General features: G+C 62.1%; 16 protein-coding genes. 4 read left to right on the plus strand and 12 right to left on the minus strand.

Going from position 1 to position 17,563, the window contains the following annotated elements; genetic code table 11:
- Nucleotides 1–3 precede the first annotated feature (3 nt).
- Nucleotides 4–573: a glycerol-3-phosphate 1-O-acyltransferase PlsY gene (gene plsY, locus WM94_RS07945; RefSeq protein WP_013970581.1), complete on the minus strand. Its 570-nt coding sequence runs from the start codon at nucleotides 571–573 to the stop codon at nucleotides 4–6.
- A 74-nt stretch (nucleotides 574–647) separates the two neighbouring features.
- Here plsY and folB point away from each other — a divergent pair, with 74 nt between their 5' ends.
- Nucleotides 648–1,004, plus strand: coding sequence for a dihydroneopterin aldolase (folB, locus tag WM94_RS07950; RefSeq protein WP_004375185.1), 357 nt, complete (start codon nucleotides 648–650; stop codon nucleotides 1,002–1,004).
- Nucleotides 995–1,504 (plus strand): 2-amino-4-hydroxy-6-hydroxymethyldihydropteridine diphosphokinase, encoded by a 510-nt coding sequence (folK, locus tag WM94_RS07955; RefSeq protein ID WP_061550900.1) that lies wholly within the window; start codon nucleotides 995–997, stop codon nucleotides 1,502–1,504. The genes folB and folK overlap by 10 nt, the downstream gene beginning before the upstream one ends.
- A 110-nt stretch (nucleotides 1,505–1,614) precedes the next feature.
- Here folK and WM94_RS07960 read toward each other — a convergent pair whose 3' ends face one another.
- The 11 genes from WM94_RS07960 to WM94_RS08010 form a co-directional block, all read right to left on the minus strand.
- Nucleotides 1,615–2,721, minus strand: coding sequence for a multifunctional CCA addition/repair protein (locus WM94_RS07960; protein ID WP_061550901.1), 1,107 nt, complete (start codon nucleotides 2,719–2,721; stop codon nucleotides 1,615–1,617).
- 55 nt (nucleotides 2,722–2,776) lie between these two features.
- Nucleotides 2,777–4,345, minus strand: a complete 1,569-nt coding sequence (locus WM94_RS07965) for a SpoVR family protein (protein WP_013970585.1) — start codon at nucleotides 4,343–4,345, stop codon at nucleotides 2,777–2,779.
- Complete coding sequence (locus WM94_RS07970) at nucleotides 4,342–5,613, minus strand: YeaH/YhbH family protein (protein WP_013970586.1); 1,272 nt, start codon at nucleotides 5,611–5,613, stop codon at nucleotides 4,342–4,344. The genes WM94_RS07965 and WM94_RS07970 overlap by 4 nt, the downstream gene beginning before the upstream one ends.
- 130 nt (nucleotides 5,614–5,743) lie before the next feature.
- On the minus strand, nucleotides 5,744–7,666 hold the full coding sequence (locus WM94_RS07975; protein ID WP_013970587.1) for a PrkA family serine protein kinase: 1,923 nt from the start codon (nucleotides 7,664–7,666) through the stop codon (nucleotides 5,744–5,746).
- A 283-nt stretch (nucleotides 7,667–7,949) separates the two neighbouring features.
- Nucleotides 7,950–8,279 carry a thiosulfate sulfurtransferase GlpE gene (gene glpE / locus WM94_RS07980; protein ID WP_039613246.1) on the minus strand — a complete coding sequence of 110 codons (330 nt, stop codon included), beginning with the start codon at nucleotides 8,277–8,279 and terminating at the stop codon, nucleotides 7,950–7,952.
- A 14-nt stretch (nucleotides 8,280–8,293) separates the two neighbouring features.
- Nucleotides 8,294–9,160 (minus strand): symmetrical bis(5'-nucleosyl)-tetraphosphatase, encoded by an 867-nt coding sequence (locus tag WM94_RS07985; RefSeq protein ID WP_061550902.1) that lies wholly within the window; start codon nucleotides 9,158–9,160, stop codon nucleotides 8,294–8,296.
- The gene (gene apaG / locus WM94_RS07990) at nucleotides 9,160–9,540 is read right to left on the minus strand and encodes a Co2+/Mg2+ efflux protein ApaG (protein ID WP_013970590.1); all 381 of its coding nucleotides are present in this window, start codon (nucleotides 9,538–9,540) and stop codon (nucleotides 9,160–9,162) included. The genes WM94_RS07985 and apaG overlap by 1 nt, the downstream gene beginning before the upstream one ends.
- A gap of 320 nt (nucleotides 9,541–9,860) precedes the next feature.
- A complete protein-coding gene (gene rsmA / locus WM94_RS07995) occupies nucleotides 9,861–10,661 on the minus strand; it encodes a 16S rRNA (adenine(1518)-N(6)/adenine(1519)-N(6))-dimethyltransferase RsmA (RefSeq protein WP_061550903.1) in 801 nt (266 codons plus the stop codon).
- Nucleotides 10,658–11,647 carry a 4-hydroxythreonine-4-phosphate dehydrogenase PdxA gene (gene pdxA, locus WM94_RS08000; RefSeq protein ID WP_038408583.1) on the minus strand — a complete coding sequence of 330 codons (990 nt, stop codon included), beginning with the start codon at nucleotides 11,645–11,647 and terminating at the stop codon, nucleotides 10,658–10,660. The genes rsmA and pdxA overlap by 4 nt, the downstream gene beginning before the upstream one ends.
- Nucleotides 11,644–12,963, minus strand: coding sequence for a peptidylprolyl isomerase (locus WM94_RS08005; RefSeq protein ID WP_061550904.1), 1,320 nt, complete (start codon nucleotides 12,961–12,963; stop codon nucleotides 11,644–11,646). The genes pdxA and WM94_RS08005 overlap by 4 nt, the downstream gene beginning before the upstream one ends.
- The gene (locus tag WM94_RS08010) at nucleotides 12,944–15,745 is read right to left on the minus strand and encodes an LPS-assembly protein LptD (RefSeq protein WP_039613248.1); all 2,802 of its coding nucleotides are present in this window, start codon (nucleotides 15,743–15,745) and stop codon (nucleotides 12,944–12,946) included. Before WM94_RS08010 ends, WM94_RS08005 begins: the two co-directional genes overlap by 20 nt.
- A gap of 130 nt (nucleotides 15,746–15,875) precedes the next feature.
- Between WM94_RS08010 and WM94_RS08015 the strand changes: the two genes are divergently transcribed.
- Entirely contained in the window at nucleotides 15,876–16,895 is a 1,020-nt protein-coding gene (locus WM94_RS08015; protein ID WP_061550905.1) for an aminoglycoside phosphotransferase family protein, read from the plus strand.
- A complete protein-coding gene (gene murU / locus WM94_RS08020; protein ID WP_023662470.1) occupies nucleotides 16,892–17,563 on the plus strand; it encodes an N-acetylmuramate alpha-1-phosphate uridylyltransferase MurU in 672 nt (223 codons plus the stop codon). The genes WM94_RS08015 and murU overlap by 4 nt, the downstream gene beginning before the upstream one ends.

Genomic DNA, 17,563 nt, shown 5'->3' on the forward strand with positions numbered 1-17,563 from the left:
GCGTTAGAAGTGCCGTTCGCGGCCTGCGAACAGGTCGCGAAGGTTGCTGCGGTGGCGCCATACGATCATTGCCGTCAGCACAGTGATCGGTAGCAGGGCCTCTGGCTCGCGCCAGGCCAGCAACGGCAAGGTCAGCGGTGTGGCGATCAGCGCCGCCAGCGAGCTGGTGCGGGTGAGGTAGAAGGTCAGCAGCCAGGCGCCAATGGCCAGCAGCGCGGCCGGGAAGTACAGGGCCATGAGCATGCCGGCGGCGGTTGCCACGCCCTTGCCGCCCTGGAAGCGGAAGTACAGCGGGAACAGGTGGCCCAGCACTGCGCACACGCCAACCCAGGCCTGCGCGTGCAGGTCCAGCCCGGCACCGCGGGCGAGCAATACCGGCAACAGGCCCTTGCACAGGTCGCCAAGCAGGGTCAGGATCGCCAGTTTGCGGCCTGCCAGGCGTAGCATGTTGGTGGCGCCGGCATTGCCTGAACCGCTGGAACGCGGGTCCGGGCTGCCCGTAAGGCGGCTGAGGACGATGGCGAAGGACAGCGAGCCGAGCAGGTAGGCGAGCAACGCCAGTAACCAAAACATGCTAACTATTCCGGGCGAGGACGCCCTGATTCTAACGGCGCCAGTCGCCCTTGTCGTGCTGTGGAGAGAAGTGCTTGGACAGAGTGTTCATCGAAGGCCTGGAAGTCGATACCGTCATCGGTGCCTATGACTGGGAGCGGGATATTCGCCAGTGCTTGCGCCTGGACCTGAGCTTTGCCTGGGATAACCGCCCGGCTGCGGCGGGTGACGACCTGAACCTGGCGCTGGATTATGCCAGTGTGTCGGCCCGTATCCAGGCGTTTGCCGAACAGGCGCGTTTCGAGTTGGTTGAAACTTTCGCCGAGCGCCTGGTGGCGACGTTGATGGAGGAGTTCCACATCCCGTGGGTGCGGTTGAAGCTGACCAAGCCGGGTGCGGTACCGGCGGCCCGTGGCGGTGTTGGCGTGGAGATCGAGCGCGGATGTCTCTGAGCACGGTTTACCTGGGCCTTGGCAGCAACATCGATCGCGCGGTGCACTTGTGCGCCGGGCTCGATGCGTTGGCAGGCATCCTGACCGACATGCGCTGCTCGCCGGCGTTCGAAAGCCAGGCGGTGGGGATCAAGAGCGGTCCGTTCATCAACTTCGTGGTGACTGGGCAGACTGCGTTGCCGTTGATCGAACTGGACCGCCGATTGAAGTTCATCGAGGCCGACAATGGCCGCTATGCCCCGGACCGCAAGGGGCTGCCGCTGGATATCGACGTGCTGATGTATGACGACTTGCACGGTACGTTCGATGGGCTGGTGTTGCCTCGGGCCGAGATCCTGAAAAACGCCTTTGTGCTGTGGCCGCTGTCGCTGCTGGCGCCGGAGCTTGTGCATCCGGGGGTAGGCAAGACAATGGCGCAGTTGTGGCAGGAGGCGCGGATTGATCAGGTGCTGGCGCCGGTTGCCTTTGAGTGGCGTGGGTTGCAGCTGACTCCCGCGTAAGCCTGTACCGGCCCTTTCGCGGCTAAAGCCGCTCCAACAGGTACAGCGACAACCTCGAGAGCAACGCCGTATCTGTGGGAGCGGCTTTAGCCGCGAAGGGGCTGGTATGTTCAACCGAGCTTGTAAGCTTCGAGGGCTTTCAGCCGCTCACCTTTGAGCGCTTCACCCAAGGCCTGGCCAGTCAGCCCAACCTGCACCAACGGCTTGACATCCACTGCCCGCGCAGCCGCCGCTGCCCCTCGCAGGTATTCGGACTGTGGATAACCCGCTTTGCCCTCGCCCAGCGCTGCCATCTCGGAAGCGATCAGGAAGTCTTCGAATCGCTGTGGCCGCCGGTACACATCGAACTTCTGCAGCAGCCCCAGCAGTGCCGTGGCGGGCAACTCCTGCGCCTGGTTGCCCAGCTTCAGGCACTCACCCGTCAGCAGCGCCAGCTCCTGGCACTCCCGCGGCGCCTTCAGGCGCTGGTTGATGGCTTTGATCGCGGCCGGTGTCAGCGACTGCAGCAGGCAGGCCCAGCGTACATGCAGGGGCTGTTCGTGCATTGCCGACTGTTCCAGCGCCGCCAGGGCCTGAGGGGCGTCATCTAGCTCTGGCAGCAGCTCCTGCAGGGCCCCACAAGCATGCAGCACCTGGAAGAACACCTGCGGCTGCGCCTCCATCAGCGCCCGCTCGATTTCCTTCCAGCTGCGCTCGGCGGTCAGTGCCTGCAATTCGCCAGAGGCACTGATCTGACGCATCAGCTCAAGCGTCTCATCGGCAACCCGGAATCCCAGCGGTGCATAACGGGCAGCAAAGCGCGCAACTCGCAGCACACGCAATGGATCTTCGGCGAATGCCGGGGAAACATGGCGTAAAAGGCGCTGGTCGATATCGTCCTGGCCATGATAGGGATCGTATACCGTACCCGTCTCGTCCTCGGCCATTGCATTGATGGTCAGGTCACGACGGATCAGGTCTTCTTCCAGGGTCACATCGGGGCTGGCGTGGAAAGTGAAGCCGCCGTAGCCCCGCCCGCTCTTGCGCTCGGTGCGCGCCAGGGCGTATTCCTCGCCGGTTTGCGGGTGCAGGAACACCGGGAAATCAGCGCCGACCGGTCGAAAGCCCTTAGCGTGCATTTCCTCGACCGTGGCGCCGACCACCAGCCAGTCGATATCGCTGACAGGGCGGCCGAGCAGGCGGTCGCGCACGGCGCCGCCAACTTTGTAGATGTGCATGTGCAGCTCTCCATAACTGCCGACAGGATAACCCGTCGGCAGCCTTGAAGTTGCACTAGAGGTGGTGAATGACAGCCAGATCCATGCGGCCATAGTCGGCGCTTTCGCCGTGCTCGCCGCGTGGTGGCATGTGGTGGGTTTTCATCACCTGCTCGCCCTGGACGGTCTCCAGGTGGATGTCGAAGCCCCACAGGCGGTGCAGGTGCTTGAGCACTTCATCGGTAGAATCGCCCAGCGGTTTGCGGTTGTGTTGCTGGTGACGCAAGGTCAGCGAGCGGTCGCCGCGGCGGTCAACGCTCCAGATCTGCACGTTCGGTTCGCGGTTGCCCAGGTTGTACTGCGCCGCCAGTAGTTCGCGAATGGTCCGGTAGCCGGCCTCGTCGTGGATGGCAGGTACATACAGGTCGTCGCGCTGGTCGTCATCGAGGATGCTGAACAGCTTCAGATCGCGAATGACCTTCGGCGACAGGTACTGCAGGATGAAGCTCTCGTCCTTGAAGCTGCTCATGGCGAACTTGATTGTAGAAAGCCAGTCGCTGCCGGCAATGTCGGGGAACCAGCGCCGATCTTCTTCGGTCGGGTTTTCGCACATGCGGCGGATGTCGGTATACATCGCAAAGCCCAGTGCGTAGGGGTTGATGCCGTTGTAGTAGGGGCTGTCGAAGCCGGGCTGGAATACCACGCTGGTGTGCGACTGCAGGAACTCCATCATGAAGCCTTCGGTGATCAGCCCCTCGTCGTACAGGTCGTTCATCAGCGTGTAGTGCCAGAATGTCGCCCAGCCTTCGTTCATCACCTGGGTCTGGCGCTGCGGGTAGAAATACTGGGCGATCTTGCGCACGATGCGCACCACTTCACGCTGCCAGGGCTCCAGCAGCGGGGCGTTCTTCTCGATGAAATACAGGATGTTTTCCTGCGGTTCGGCGGGGAAGCGCGCATCATCGCGCTCGTTACCCTTGTCAGCGCTTTTCGGAATGGTCCGCCAAAGGTCATTGATCTGCCGCTGCAGGTGCTCCTCGCGCTCCTTCTGCCGCCGCCGCTCCTCTTCGGCGGAAATCGGATAAGGCCGCTTGTAGCGGTCGACGCCGTAGTTCATCAGGGCGTGGCAAGAGTCGATCAGGTCTTCTACGGCATCGATGCCATGGCGCTCTTCGCACTGGGCGATGTACTGCTTGGCGAACACCAGGTAGTCGATGATCGAGCTGGCGTCGGTCCAGGTGCGGAACAGGTAGTTGCCCTTGAAGAAACTGTTATGGCCGTAGCAGGCGTGGGCGATCACCAGTGCCTGCATGCACATGGTGTTTTCTTCCATCAGGTAGGCGATGCACGGGTCGGAGTTGATCACGATCTCGTAGGCCAGGCCCATCTGGCCACGGCTGTAGGACTTCTCCGTACTGAGGAACTGCTTGCCGTAGGACCAGTGGTGATAACCCAGCGGCATGCCGACCGAGGCGTAGGCGTCCATCATCTGCTCGGCGGTAATGACCTCGATCTGGTTGGGGTAGGTGTCCAGGGCGTAACGCTCGGCCAGGCGGCTGATTTCCCGGTCGTAGGTCTGGATCAGTTCGAACGTCCACTCGGACCCGGTGGAAATAGGTTGGCGTCTCTGTGCTCTGGCGGTCATGTGGCTAACCTGCGCTGGAAGAGTTCACGGAAGACCGGGTAGATATCGCCGGCCGATACCAACTGCTGCTGGGCGAACGTATCGGGGAAGGCTTCGCCGATGCGCTCGTATTCGTACCACAGCGCCTGGTGTTCACGCGGGGTGATTTCAACGTAAGTGTAGTACTGCACATGCGGCATGATCTGCTTGGCCAGGATGTCGCGGCAGATCGGCGAGTCGTCGTTCCAGTTGTCGCCGTCGGAGGCCTGGGCGGCGTAGATGTTCCAGTCGCTGGCCGGGTAGCGTTCGGCCATGACCTCCTGCATCAGTTTGAGTGCGCTGGAAACGATGGTGCCGCCGGTTTCCCGCGAATAGAAGAATTCTTCCTCGTCGACTTCACGAGCGCTGGTGTGGTGGCGGATGAACACCACTTCGATGCGGTCGTAGTTACGCTTGAGGAACAGGTACAGCAGGATGAAGAAACGCTTGGCGATGTCCTTGGTGGCCTGGGTCATCGAGCCGGACACGTCCATCAGGCAGAACATCACAGCCTTGGAGCTGGGGTTGGGCTGCTTGACCAGCAGGTTGTACTTGAGGTCGAAGGTGTCGAGGAAGGGCAGGCGGTTGATGCGTGCCTTCAGGCGTTCGATCTCGTGCTCGACTTCCTGGATATCGGTGAAGTTGTCCGGTTCCTCGACCTTCAGGCGGGCGAGTTCCTTTTGTGCTTCGCGCAGTAATGCGCGGCTGCTGCCGGTCAGGGCGATACGCCGGGCATGGGCTGAACGCAGTGTGCGCACGATGTTGATGCGTGACGGGTTGCCTTCGTTGGCGATACCAGCGCGCACGGTCTTGAAAGTGTCGGCCCCGGTCAGGTGACGTTTGACCAGGTTGGGTAGCTCGAGGTCCTCGAACATGAACTCGAGGAATTCTTCCTGGGTGATCTGGAAGACGAAGTCGTCCATGCCCTCGCCGGAGTTGCCTGCCTTGCCGCGGCCGCTGCCACCGCCGCCGCCTTGTGGCCTTGGGATGTGTTCACCGGCAGTGAATTCCTTGTTGCCTGGATGCACGATGGTCTGCTTGCCCCCGCGACCATGGTGCAGCACCGGTTCGTCGATGTCGCGCCCCGGAATGCTGATCTGCTCGCCATGTTCCATGTCCATGATGGAACGGCGGCTCACCGCCTCTTCGACGGCTTTCTTGATGTGTTCGCGGTACCGCCGCAGGAAGCGCTGGCGGTTCACCGTGCTCTTGTTCTTGCCGTTCAGGCGTCGATCTATAACGTAGCTCATGGTCCCTCCGGTAGCTGGGAACAGCTGCACGCTTCAAGCTACGAGCTGCTGCACATAAAGGCAGCAAAGCAGCTGCCGCCGCCCAGGGCTGGCATGGCAGCCCTGGGCGCGCGGTGGGTAGCTTGTCGCTTTATTGCGATTTCCTGACCCGCAGGTACCATTCCGACAGCAGACGAACCTGTTTGTCGGTGTAGCCACGCTCCACCATACGCGTGACGAAGTCGTTGTGTTTCTGTTGGTCCTCCTTGCTTGCCTTGGCGTTGAAGCTGATGACCGGCAGCAGGTCTTCGGTGTTGGAGAACATTTTCTTCTCGATCACCACCCGCAGCTTTTCGTAGCTCAGCCAGCTCGGGTTCTTGCCGTTGTTGTTGGCACGGGCACGCAGCACGAAGTTGACGATTTCGTTGCGGAAATCTTTCGGGTTGCTGATGCCGGCCGGCTTCTCGATCTTCTCCAGTTCTTCGTTGAGGGCGATACGGTTGAGGATTTCGCCGGTTTCCGGGTCGCGGTATTCCTGGTCCTGGATCCAGAAGTCTGCGTACAGCACGTAGCGGTCGAAGATGTTCTGGCCGTATTCGCTGTAGGACTCCAGGTAGGCGGTCTGGATTTCCTTGCCAATGAACTCGATATAGCGCGGGGCCAGGTATTCCTTCAGGTAGCGCAGGTAGCGTTCGCGCACCTCGGCCGGGAACTGTTCCTGCTCGATCTGCTGCTCCAGCACATAAAGCAGGTGCACCGGGTTGGCGGCCACTTCATGCGGATCGAAGTTGAACACCTTGGACAGGATCTTGAACGCGAAGCGGGTCGACAGGCCGTTCATGCCTTCGTCGACGCCGGCCGCATCGCGGTACTCCTGGATCGACTTGGCCTTCGGATCGGTGTCCTTGAGGTTCTCCCCGTCGTACACCCGCATCTTCGAGTAGATGTTGGAGTTTTCCGGCTCTTTCAGGCGCGACAGCACGGTGAACTGGGCGAGCATCTTCAGTGTGTCTGGCGCGCAGTGCGCCTTGGCCAGTGAGCTGTTGATCAGCAGCTTGTCGTAGATCTTGATTTCGTCGCTGACGCGCAGGCAGTACGGCACCTTGACGATGTAGATCCGGTCGATGAACGCCTCGTTGTTCTTGTTGTTACGGAAGGTGTGCCACTCCGATTCGTTGGAGTGGGCCAGCAGAATCCCGGAGTAGGGGATGGCGCCGAGGCCTTCGGTACTGTTGTAGTTGCCTTCCTGGGTGGCGGTAAGCAACGGGTGCAGGACCTTGATCGGGGCCTTGAACATCTCGACGAATTCCATCAGGCCCTGGTTGGCCCGGCACAGCGCGCCCGAATAGGCATATGCGTCGGCGTCGTTCTGCGGGAATTCCTCGAGCTTGCGGATATCGACCTTGCCGACCAGGGCCGAGATGTCCTGGTTGTTCTCGTCGCCAGGTTCGGTCTTGGCGATGGCGATCTGGTTGAGGATCGACGGGTACAGCTTCACCACCTTGAACTTGCTGATGTCGCCGCCGAACTCCTGCAGGCGCTTGGTGGCCCAAGGCGACATGATGGTGTTCAGGTAGCGCCGCGAGATGCCGTACTCTTCCTCGAGAATGGCCCCGTCTTCGGTGGCATTGAACAGGCCCAATGGCGACTCGAATACCGGCGAGCCCTTGATAGCGTAGAACGGTACCTTTTCCATCAGCTGCTTGAGTTTTTCGGCCAGCGACGACTTACCGCCGCCCACCGGGCCCAGCAGATAGAGGATCTGTTTCTTCTCCTCCAGGCCTTGGGCGGCGTGGCGGAAGTAGGACACGATCTGGTCGATGCACTCTTCCATGCCATGGAAGTCGGCAAAGGCCGGATAGCGGCGGATAACCTTGTTGGAGAAGATTCGCGACAGTCTGGAGTTGGTTGAGGTGTCGATCAGCTCCGGCTCACCGATGGCCAGCAACAGCCGTTCGGCCGCCGATGCGTAGGCACTGCGATCCTCTTTGCACAGCTCGAGGTACTCCTGCAGCGAGAGTTCTTCCTGGCGCGTAGACTCGAAACGTTGTTGGAAGTGGCTAAAAATACTCATGACGTCACCTCGCTCGATACGTGGAGACGACGCCGGATCAGTCAGCTGATGCTGGCATGCAACCGGGGCTGCCGATTGCTGTATACCCCCCAGAACACCCTGTAACGCTACCGATGACCCGCACGCCGGTGTACCGGCTCTCCCCTTTTTCTGGATGGCCTGCGCTTAAGAATAGTTGGTTATCCGCAAGGTCAAGGGCGAGGGGCGGAGAAGTTGCGAACGACCGTTCGTCAGATAAGCCGCAAGCCCGCATGGGGCGCGGGCTGCAGTAAAAATGAAAAAATTATTCAGCAGTGCCCTGGGCGGTTTCGGCCGGGTAGGTGGCGCGCCACAGCTCAAAGCCGCCGTCGACACTGTATACGTCCGAGAAACCCTGGTTCACCAGATAGGCCGCAGCGCTCTGGCTGGAATTGCCGTGGTAGCACACCACCAGGGTTGGGGCGTCGAGGTCGGCATTGCGGATGAACTCGGCGACAGAATGGTTATCCAGATGCTTGGCGCCAGTGATGTGGCCGGCGGCATAGGCCTGCGGGTCGCGAATGTCGACGACTACCGCACCTTGCGCGCGAAGGGCCAGGGCCTGTTCGGGAGGGATGCGCTTGAATTCGCTCATGGGTACGGCTTCCTTCAGGATTGATCGTTCAGTGTAGGCGTTTGGGCGGGGAGGCGTAAGTTGCCGTCGTCGCTGCAGTCACAGCGGTGATATTCGCCGCTGTCGACGTTGTACAGGGTCATGGCACCGCCCCACACGCAACCGGTGTCCAGGGCGATGATGCCGGGCTCGTTGACCTGCCCCTGAAGGGCGGCCCAGTGGCCGAAAATAATCTTCACGTGGCGCGAGCGGCGGCCTTTGTGTGCGTACCAGGGCTTGTAGCCTTTGGGGGCGGTATCCAGGCCTTCCTTGCTCTTGAGGTCGAGCTTGCCCTCGGCGGTGCAGAAGCGCATGCGCGTGAGGCAGTTGGTGATGACCCGCAGGCGTTCGATGCCGGTGAGGCTTTTGCTCCACTTGTTCGGCTCGTTGCCGTACATGCCGTCAAGGTACAGTTTCAGGCGCTCGTCGTCGCGCAGCACTTCCTCGACCTCGGCGGCCAACTCCAGGGCTTTGCCCAAGGTCCATTGCGGTGGAATGCCGGCGTGAACCAGCGCAATGCCGCGGGGTTCGTCGTAATGCAGCAGCTTTTGCTGGCGCAGCCAGTCGAACAGCTGGTCGGCGTCAGGCGCTTCGATGATCTCGCGCAGGGTGTCGCTTTTCTTCAGGCGTTCGACGTTATGCCAGGCGGCCAGCAGGTGCAGGTCATGGTTGCCCAGCACGCACACCAGCGACTGGCGGATCGAATAAAGGAAGCGCAGGGTTTCCAGTGACTCGGGGCCGCGGTTGACCAGGTCGCCGACCAGCCACAGGCGGTCGACGGCGGGGTTGAAATTGACCCGTTCGAGCAGGCACTTGAGTGGCTGCAGGCAGCCCTGCAGATCACCGACGGCGTAGGTAGCCATCAGTGCAGCGCCCCGGGCACCGCCAGGCGGAAGGGGGCGATCTCGGCATCGAAGCGTTTGCCGTCTTCGGCGAACATCTGGTAGCTGCCCTGCATGGTGCCCACGCGGGTGCTGATGACCGCGCCGCTGCTGTAGGTGTGGCTCTGGCCCGGGTCGATATTGGGCTGCTGGCCGACCACGCCGGCGCCACGCACTTCCTCGACCTCGCCGTCACCGTTGGTGATCAGCCAGTGGCGCGACAGCAGCTTGGCCTTCAGCGAGCCATTGTTCTGCACGGTGATGGTGTAGGCGAAAGCGAAACGACTGTTTTCGGGGTCGGATTGTTCTTTGAGGTAGCGGGTCACGACGCTGACGTCGATTTTATAGCGAGGGTCGGACATGCAAGGGCCTTGGGCAAACTGACGCAATAATGCAGTCTAGGCCATTGAGAGGGGGAAGGGCCAGCGGTGAGAGGCTTGGGGATTTGTGTTGTCTGTCCCGGCCCTTTCGCGGGTAAACCCGCTCCTACCTGGAGAGCATGGGTTTCAAGGTATGCACAGGACCTGTAGGAGCAGCCTTGTGCTGCGAAGAGGCCATTACTGTCGAAGAAAATCCTTCTTCGCAGCACAAGGCTGCTCCTACAAGGTACTACGCAGATTTTGAGGGCTGTGCAGTACCTGTGGGAGCGGGTTTGCCCGCGAAGAGGCCGGTACAGGCGATATCAGGCTTGCTGATCGGCCAACTGGTCAGCCAGGCGCACGAAGGCGGCCAGGTCCAGCTGTTCAGGGCGCAGGCTGCCATCCACGCCGGCAGCTTCGATGGCCGGGCTGTCGAGCAGGCCTTTCATGGTGTTGCGCAGGGTCTTGCGGCGCTGGTTGAAGGCTTCGCGTACCACCTGCTCCAGCAGCTTTGCGTCCTTGGCCGGGTACGGCAGCACTTCGTGCGGCACCAGGCGGACGATGGCCGAGTCCACTTTCGGCGGCGGGTTGAATGCGCCAGGGCCAACGTTGAACAGGTGCTCGACCCGGCAGTGGTACTGCACCATGATCGACAGACGCCCCCAGTCACCACCGCCAGGGCCGGCGGCCATGCGCTCGACCACTTCCTTCTGCAGCATGAAGTGCATGTCGCGGATCAGCCCGGCATGGCTGAGCAGGTGGAAGATCAGTGGGGTGGAGATGTTGTAGGGCAGGTTGCCCACCACCTTGAGGCTGCGCGGTGGCACGCCCAGCTGGTTGAAGTCGAACTTCAGGGCGTCGCCCTGGTGCAGGCGGAAATTGCTGCGGCCGGCGAACTTGTGCTGCAGGATCGGCACCAGGTCCTTGTCCAGTTCCACCACGTCCAGCTGTGCCCCGCTGCCCAGCAGGCCTTCGGTCAGGGCGCCCTGGCCGGGGCCGATTTCCAGCAGATGTTCGCCGGCCTTGGCGTTGATGGCACGCAGGATGCGGTCGATGATGCCGGCGTCGTGCAGGAAGTTCTGGCCGAAGCGCTTGCGCGCCCGGTGTTGGTATTGCTCGTTCATGGTCGGTTCTCGGCCATCTGGTAGGCGGTTTCCAGCGCGACGCGCAGGCTGCCGGTGTCGACCTTGCCGGTGCCGGCCAGGTCCAGGGCGGTGCCGTGGTCGACCGACGTGCGGATGATCGGCAGGCCCAGGGTCACGTTGACTGCAGCGCCGAAGCCTTTGTACTTGAGTACAGGCAGGCCCTGGTCGTGGTACATCGCCAGCACCGCGTCGCAGTGCTCCAGATATTTGGGGGTAAACAGGGTATCGGCCGGCAGCGGCCCGCGCAGGTCCATGCCTTCGGTGCGCAGGCGTGCCAGGGTCGGCTCGATGATGTCGATTTCCTCGCGGCCCAGGTGGCCGCCCTCGCCCGCGTGCGGGTTGAGGCCGCACACCAGGATGCGCGGGTTGGCAATGCCGAACTTGTCGCGCATGTCGGCATGCAGGATACGGGTTACACGCTCGACGCGCTCGGCAGTGATGGCGTCGGCAATGTCGCGCAGCGGCAGGTGTGTGGTCACCAGGGCCACGCGCAGGCCACGGGTGGCCAGCATCATCACCACTTGCGCGGTGTGGGTCAGCTCGGCAAGGAATTCGGTATGCCCGGAGAAGGCGATACCGCTTTCGTTGATCACGCCCTTGTGTACAGGGGCGGTGATCATCCCGGCGAAATGCCCTTCCAGGCAGCCTTGCCCGGCACGGGTCAGGGTTTCCAGCACGAACGCGGCATTGGCCTTGTCGAGCTGGCCCGGCACCACCGGGGCCGCCAGGGGGGTATCCCAGACGTAAAGGCTACCCGCTGGCGCCGGCTGCTCGGGCCATAGGCCCGGCGCTACCGGCAGCAGGTTGACGGCCAGCCCCAGCTGCGTGGCCCGCTCGGCGAGCAGGTCACGGCTGGTGATGGCGATCAGGGGGTGGGGCTGGGCGTCTGCGGCGAGCAGCAGGCACAGGTCGGGGCCTATGCCGGCTGGCTCGCCGGGGGTGACGGCGAAGCGCAGGGGCTTCACTGGGCGGCCTGGTCAGCGCCAGGCAGCTTGATTTCAACGTAGGCCTCGTCGCGGATCTGGCGCAGCCAGGTCTGCAGCTCTTCGTCGTACTTGCGGTTGCGCAGTACGTTCATGGCCTGCTGCTCACGAGCCTGCTCGGTGCTGTCGGTGGCGCGACGGCCCAGCACTTCCAGGACATGCCAGCCGTACTGGGTCTTGAACGGACGGGTGACTTCGCCTTGGGCGGCGTTGGCCATCTGCTCGCGGAACTCCGGTACCAGGCTGTTCGGGTCAACCCAGTTGAGGTCGCCGCCGTTGAGCGCCGAACCCGGGTCTTCCGAGAAGCTCTTGGCCAGCTCGCCGAAGTCTTCGCCGTTCTTGATGCGCTCGTACAGGCGCTCGGCCAGTTGCTCGGTAGCAGCCTCGCTGCGGATCTCGCTAGGCTTGATCAGGATGTGGCGAACGTGCACTTCGTCACGCAGCACGTTCTCGCTGCCGCCACGCTTTTCCTCGAGCTTGAGGATGATGAAACCGTTGGGGATGCGGATAGGCTGGGTAATTTCGCCAACCGGCATGCTGCTGAGCATCTTGGCGAAGTCTGGCGGCAGCTGGCCGGCTTTACGCCAGCCCATCTCGCCGCCTTCCAGGGCGTTTTCGCTGGCGGAGCGGGCAATGGCCATCTGGCCGAAGTCCGCGCCCTGCTTGAGCTGCTGGTACACATCGCCAACCTGGCGCGCGGCGGCCTGGATGGCTTCCGAGTTGGCCGCTTCCGGGGTCGGGATCAGGATGTTGGCCAGGCGGTACTCTTCCGACATCTGCATCTTGCCAAGGTCGGAGTTGAGGAAGTTCTTCACTTCCTGCTCGGAGACCTGGATACGCTCGGCCACGCGGCGCTGGCGCACGCGGCTGATGATCATCTCGCGCTTGACCTGCTCGCGGGCGTCGTCGAACGACATGCCGTCACGGGCCAGGGCGGCGTGGAACTGGTCCAGCGACATGCCGTTGCGCTGGGCAATGGTGCCCATGGCCTGGTTCAGTTCTTCGTCGGTGATGCGGATGCCGGAGCGCTCGCCGATCTGCAGCTGCAGGTTCTCGACGATCAGGCGTTCCAGTACCTGCTGGTCCAGCGCACCGGCAGGCGGCATGCCGCCGCCGCGCTTGGCGATGGTTTGCTGGACCTCGCGGACACGCTGGTCCAGCTGGCTTTGCATGACCACGTCGTTGTCGACGATGGCCACCACGCGATCAAGAGGTTGCACCGCGGCATGCACCGCGCCACTCAGCAATGCAACGCCCAGCAACGCCGGGCGCAGTCGATCAATAAGCTTGGTCTTCACGTTCACGGTAACCTTGAATGCCTTGGTCGAGGAAAGACTCGACCTTGTTGCCGACTACACCACCGAGGCCTTTCAGGACGATCTGAAGGAAGATGCCGTGGTCGCCTTTTTCGTTCGCCGGTAGGGCTTGGCTGAAGTCGTCGTAGTCGATCCAGTAACGGTTGATCAGACGCAGCTTCCAGCAGCAGTTGTCGTACTCGAAACCGCCCATGGCTTCCAGGGTGCGATTGCGGTTGTAGTCATGCTGCCAGCGAGCGATGACGCTCCACTGCGGAACGATCGGCCAGATGACCGAGAAGTCATGCTGCTGGATCTTGTAGTAGTCCTTGATGTAGTTCTCGCTGCCTGGGACGCCGTAGTCGCCACCGCCCACTTTCCAGGTACCGGTCGTGGAGTCGTAGGAGATGGTGTCGTTACGGTAGCGATAACCGAGGTTGACCACTTTGTTCGGATTGTCTTCAGGCTGGTAATGGAACATCGCGCTGCCCGAGCGGGTGCTGCGGCTGTCCGGGTCCCAGTTGAAGTCCGAATTGAAGCGCCAGTCGCGGTTGAAGAAGTAGTTGTACACCAGCGCATACGGAGATACATCGGACTGCGAGTCGCTGCGGGTACGGTAATCGATACCAGGGAGCTGAACTTTGCGGTCCTTGAAATAGAAAGCCTGACCGATGCTGAAGTTCTGGCGTTCGAAACCGTTTTCTTCGATCCAGCGGGTGGTCACGCCCAGCGACAGCTTGTTCTCGTCACCAATGCGGTCGGTGCCGCTGAAGCGGTTGTCGCGGAATAGCGAATCGTAGCTGAACAGGGTTTCACCCGAGTCGAACAGCGGGATGTCCTTCTGGTCCTTGTACGGGACGTAGAGGTAGTACATACGCGGTTCGAGGGTTTGCTTGTAGTTGGTGCCGAACAGCGAAGTTTTGCGGTCGAAATACAGGCCGCTGTCCACGCTGAAGATCGGTACGTCGCGGTTCAGCGAGCTGTTGTAGCTGCCGTACGCTGGGTTGGCCGATTGCGCGATAGCCTGGGTTTTACCCTGGCTGTCCAAGTCCAGATCGTAGTGGGTATACGCATACTTCAGCTTGGGGGTCAGGAAGCCGTAGCTGGCTTCCATCGGCAGGCTGATCGATGGTGCGACGTTGAAACGGTTGCCGTTGGCGCGGGCGATGCCGCTGACGTTCTGGTCCAGGCGGCGACCAGGCGCACCCGCCGAAGTGTCGGGAAGGCCATCTTCGTTCAATACAAAGTCGTCTTTCAGGTCACGATCGAAACGGACTGCCTCGGTTTCGTAAGCAATATTGAGCCCACCTGGCTCGTACGGCAGCTTGCCATTGAAGGTAATCTGCGGCAGGCGATCATACGGGGTGATCTTCGAGATGGTCGCCATTTCGTAGGCATGCACATTCAACCGCGCGGTGTAGCTGTCACCACGGTAGGTCAGTGCACCCTGCTGGTTCAGCAGGTCCTGGGTTTCAATACCGATCTGGTCGGATTCCAGGTCCTGGAAGTAGAACGGGTCGCTGATGTCGGTGTAGTCCACCTCGGTCATCAGGCGCTCGTCCAGCCCGCCCTTGTGCTGCCAGTTGACCATCCAGCGCTGCTCTTTGTAGTCAGTCTGGTCTTTGCGGTCGTCGTTCTTGTCGTTGAGGTACGCGCCACCGAACTGGCCTTCGCTGGAAGGCGTCAGGTAGCGGAACTCGCCTTCCATCAGCAGGCCGCGCTTGGTCATGTAGCGCGGGTACAACGTGGCATCGTAGTTCGGCGCCAGGTTGAAGTAGTAAGGCGTGACCAGCATGAAGCCGGTATCGCTGGTGCTGCTGAACGATGGCGGCAGGAAGCCGGACTGGCGACGGTCGTCGATCGGGAAGTAGATGTACGGTGTGTAGAACACCGGGAAATCCTTGACCCGCAGCGTAACGTTGGTCGCGGTACCGAAACCGGTGGCCGGGTTCAGGGTGATGTTGTTGCCCTTCAACTGCCAGGCGTTGCTGCCCGGTTCGCAGGTGGTGTACGTACCGTCCTTGAGACGAATGATGGCGTTCTCGCCACGCTTGGCGTACAGGGCACTGCCGCGGATGTGCGACTTGTGCATCACGTATTCGGCGTTGTCGACCTGGGCCTCGCCCGTGTCGAGCTGGATCTGTGCCTCGTCACCGACCACCAGCGAACCGTTGTCACGGATCTTGACGTTGCCCTTGAGCTCGCCACGGTTTTCGGTCTGGTAGAGGTTGGCCTCGTCGGCCTCGGCCTGCATGCTGCCCTGGCGCATCACCACGTCACCGGCGAGGGTAGCGATCTGCTGCTCTTGCTGGTACTTGGATACCTTGGCGTTGATGTAGGTCGGCGACTCGTCCTTCGGCGTGGTGTCGGCCATGCCAGGGCGGGTTGGCTCGATGTAGGCGCCACCGCAGTACGGGCCGGTTTCGGCCAGCTGTGCGGCAGTGAGCTTTTCACGCGGAACCCAGTCCAGGTGGCTGTAGTCTTCGCTACGCGACTTCAGGCCACGGCCCTTGGCCTCGGTGACCAGCATCGGCCGGTCCGCGGTTTCGCCTTCGCTCGCGGCTTCGGTGCCGGTGCTGACTGCAGCACCCTCGTGCACCGGGCGCGGTGGCAGGTTGTTGGTTGGGGTCTTGGGCTTGCAGTCCCAACCACCGGAGGCGGACACTTGGCAGTCGAACTGTTCGGCTGCCACCACGTAAGACGTGGCCAGAGGTTGCAGGGCCAGCAGACCGCCGGTTACCAGCAACGGAAACTTTCTACGAAACGCGGGGGATTTCAATGCCATCTTATTAGTCCGGGCTTCCTGCGTGCCATCTGCCCGCGTGTGGGGCCGCACGCCTCTCGATGGTCTGAAAAAGATGCTGGATAATAAAGCATGACCCGCTTGACGGCTAGGGCCGTCGGAGACCCTTGTAATGCCTGAACACGATGTACGCCTGCAACAACTGACGGTCTGGCTCGATGAGCAGCTCAATGATCTTTTCCGGAAAAACGCCTGGGGCGACGTGCCTGCAGGCAGCTTGACCGCGGCCAGCAGCGACGCCAGCTTCCGCCGTTATTTCCGCTGGCAGGGTGCCGGCCACAGCTTCGTGATCATGGATGCACCACCTCCACAGGAAAACTGCCGACCGTTCGTCGCCATCGACCACCTGCTGGCCAGTGCCGACGTGCACGTGCCGCTGATCCATGCCCAGGACCTGGAACGTGGCTTCTTGCTGCTGGGTGACCTGGGCCATCAGACATACCTTGATATCATTGATGCGGACAACGCCGACGGCCTGTTCGCCGATGCCGTCGACGCGCTGCTGGCGTTCCAGCGCCTGCCGATGGACGCGCCGTTGCCCAGCTACGACGATGCGCTGTTGCGCCGTGAAGTCGAGTTGTTCCCGGAGTGGTACGTGGGTCGTGAGCTTGGCCTGGCCTTCAGCGATGCCCAGAAAGCCACTTGGCAACGAATCAGCCAGCTGCTGATCGACAGCGCATTGGCCCAGCCCAAGGTGCTGGTGCACCGCGACTACATGCCGCGCAACCTCATGCAGAGCACGCCCAACCCCGGTGTGCTGGACTTCCAGGATGCCGTGTATGGCCCGGTCACCTACGACATCACCTGCCTGTTCAAGGACGCCTTCCTCAGTTGGCCGCAGGCTCGGGTCGAAGGCTGGCTGCGCGACTACTGGCAGAAGGCGCAGGCTGCCGGCATCCCGGTGCAGGCCGACTTCGAGGCGTTCCAGCGTGCCAGCGACCTGATGGGTGTGCAGCGCCACCTGAAGGTGATCGGCATCTTCGCCCGTATCTGCCACCGCGACGGCAAACCCCGTTACCTGGGCGACGTGCCGCGCTTCTTCGCCTATATAAAAGAAGTGATCAGCCGCCGGCCCGAATTGGCGGAGCTGGGTGAGCTGATTGCCGAGTTGCAGGCCGGAGCGCGTGCATGAAGGCAATGATATTGGCAGCGGGCAAAGGCGAGCGCATGCGCCCGCTGACCCTGCACACCCCCAAGCCGCTGGTCCCGGTCGCCGGCCAGCCACTGATCGAGTATCACCTGCGGGCCCTGGCTGCGGCGGGTGTCACCGAGGTGGTGATCAACCATGCCTGGCTCGGCCAGCAGATCGAGGACCACCTGGGTGACGGCAGCCGTTTCGGCCTGAGCATCCGCTATTCGCCCGAAGGAGAGCCGCTGGAAACCGGCGGTGGCATCTTCAAGGCCCTGCCATTGCTGGGTGACGCGCCGTTCCTGTTGGTGAACGGCGATGTCTGGACCGACTACGACTTCGCGCGCCTGCAGGCTCCCCTGCAAGGCCTGGCTCACCTGGTGCTGGTCGACAACCCAGGCCATCACGGCCGCGGCGACTTCCGCCTGGTGGGCGAGCGGGTGGTCGATGGTGACGATGCGCCCGGCACGCTGACCTTCAGTGGCCTTTCGGTGCTGCACCCGGCGCTGTTCGAAGGCTGCCAGCCTGGCGCCTTCAAGCTGGCGCCGTTGCTGCGTCAGGCCATGGCTGCGGGCCAGGTCAGTGGCGAGCACTACCATGGGCACTGGGTTGATGTCGGTACGCTCGAACGCTTGGCCGAGGCCGAGCGCCTGATCGGCGAGCGTGCCTGA

Source organism: Pseudomonas sp. ABFPK (genome assembly GCF_001586765.1).
Taxonomy (GTDB): Bacteria; Pseudomonadota; Gammaproteobacteria; order Pseudomonadales; family Pseudomonadaceae; genus Aquipseudomonas; species Aquipseudomonas asiatica.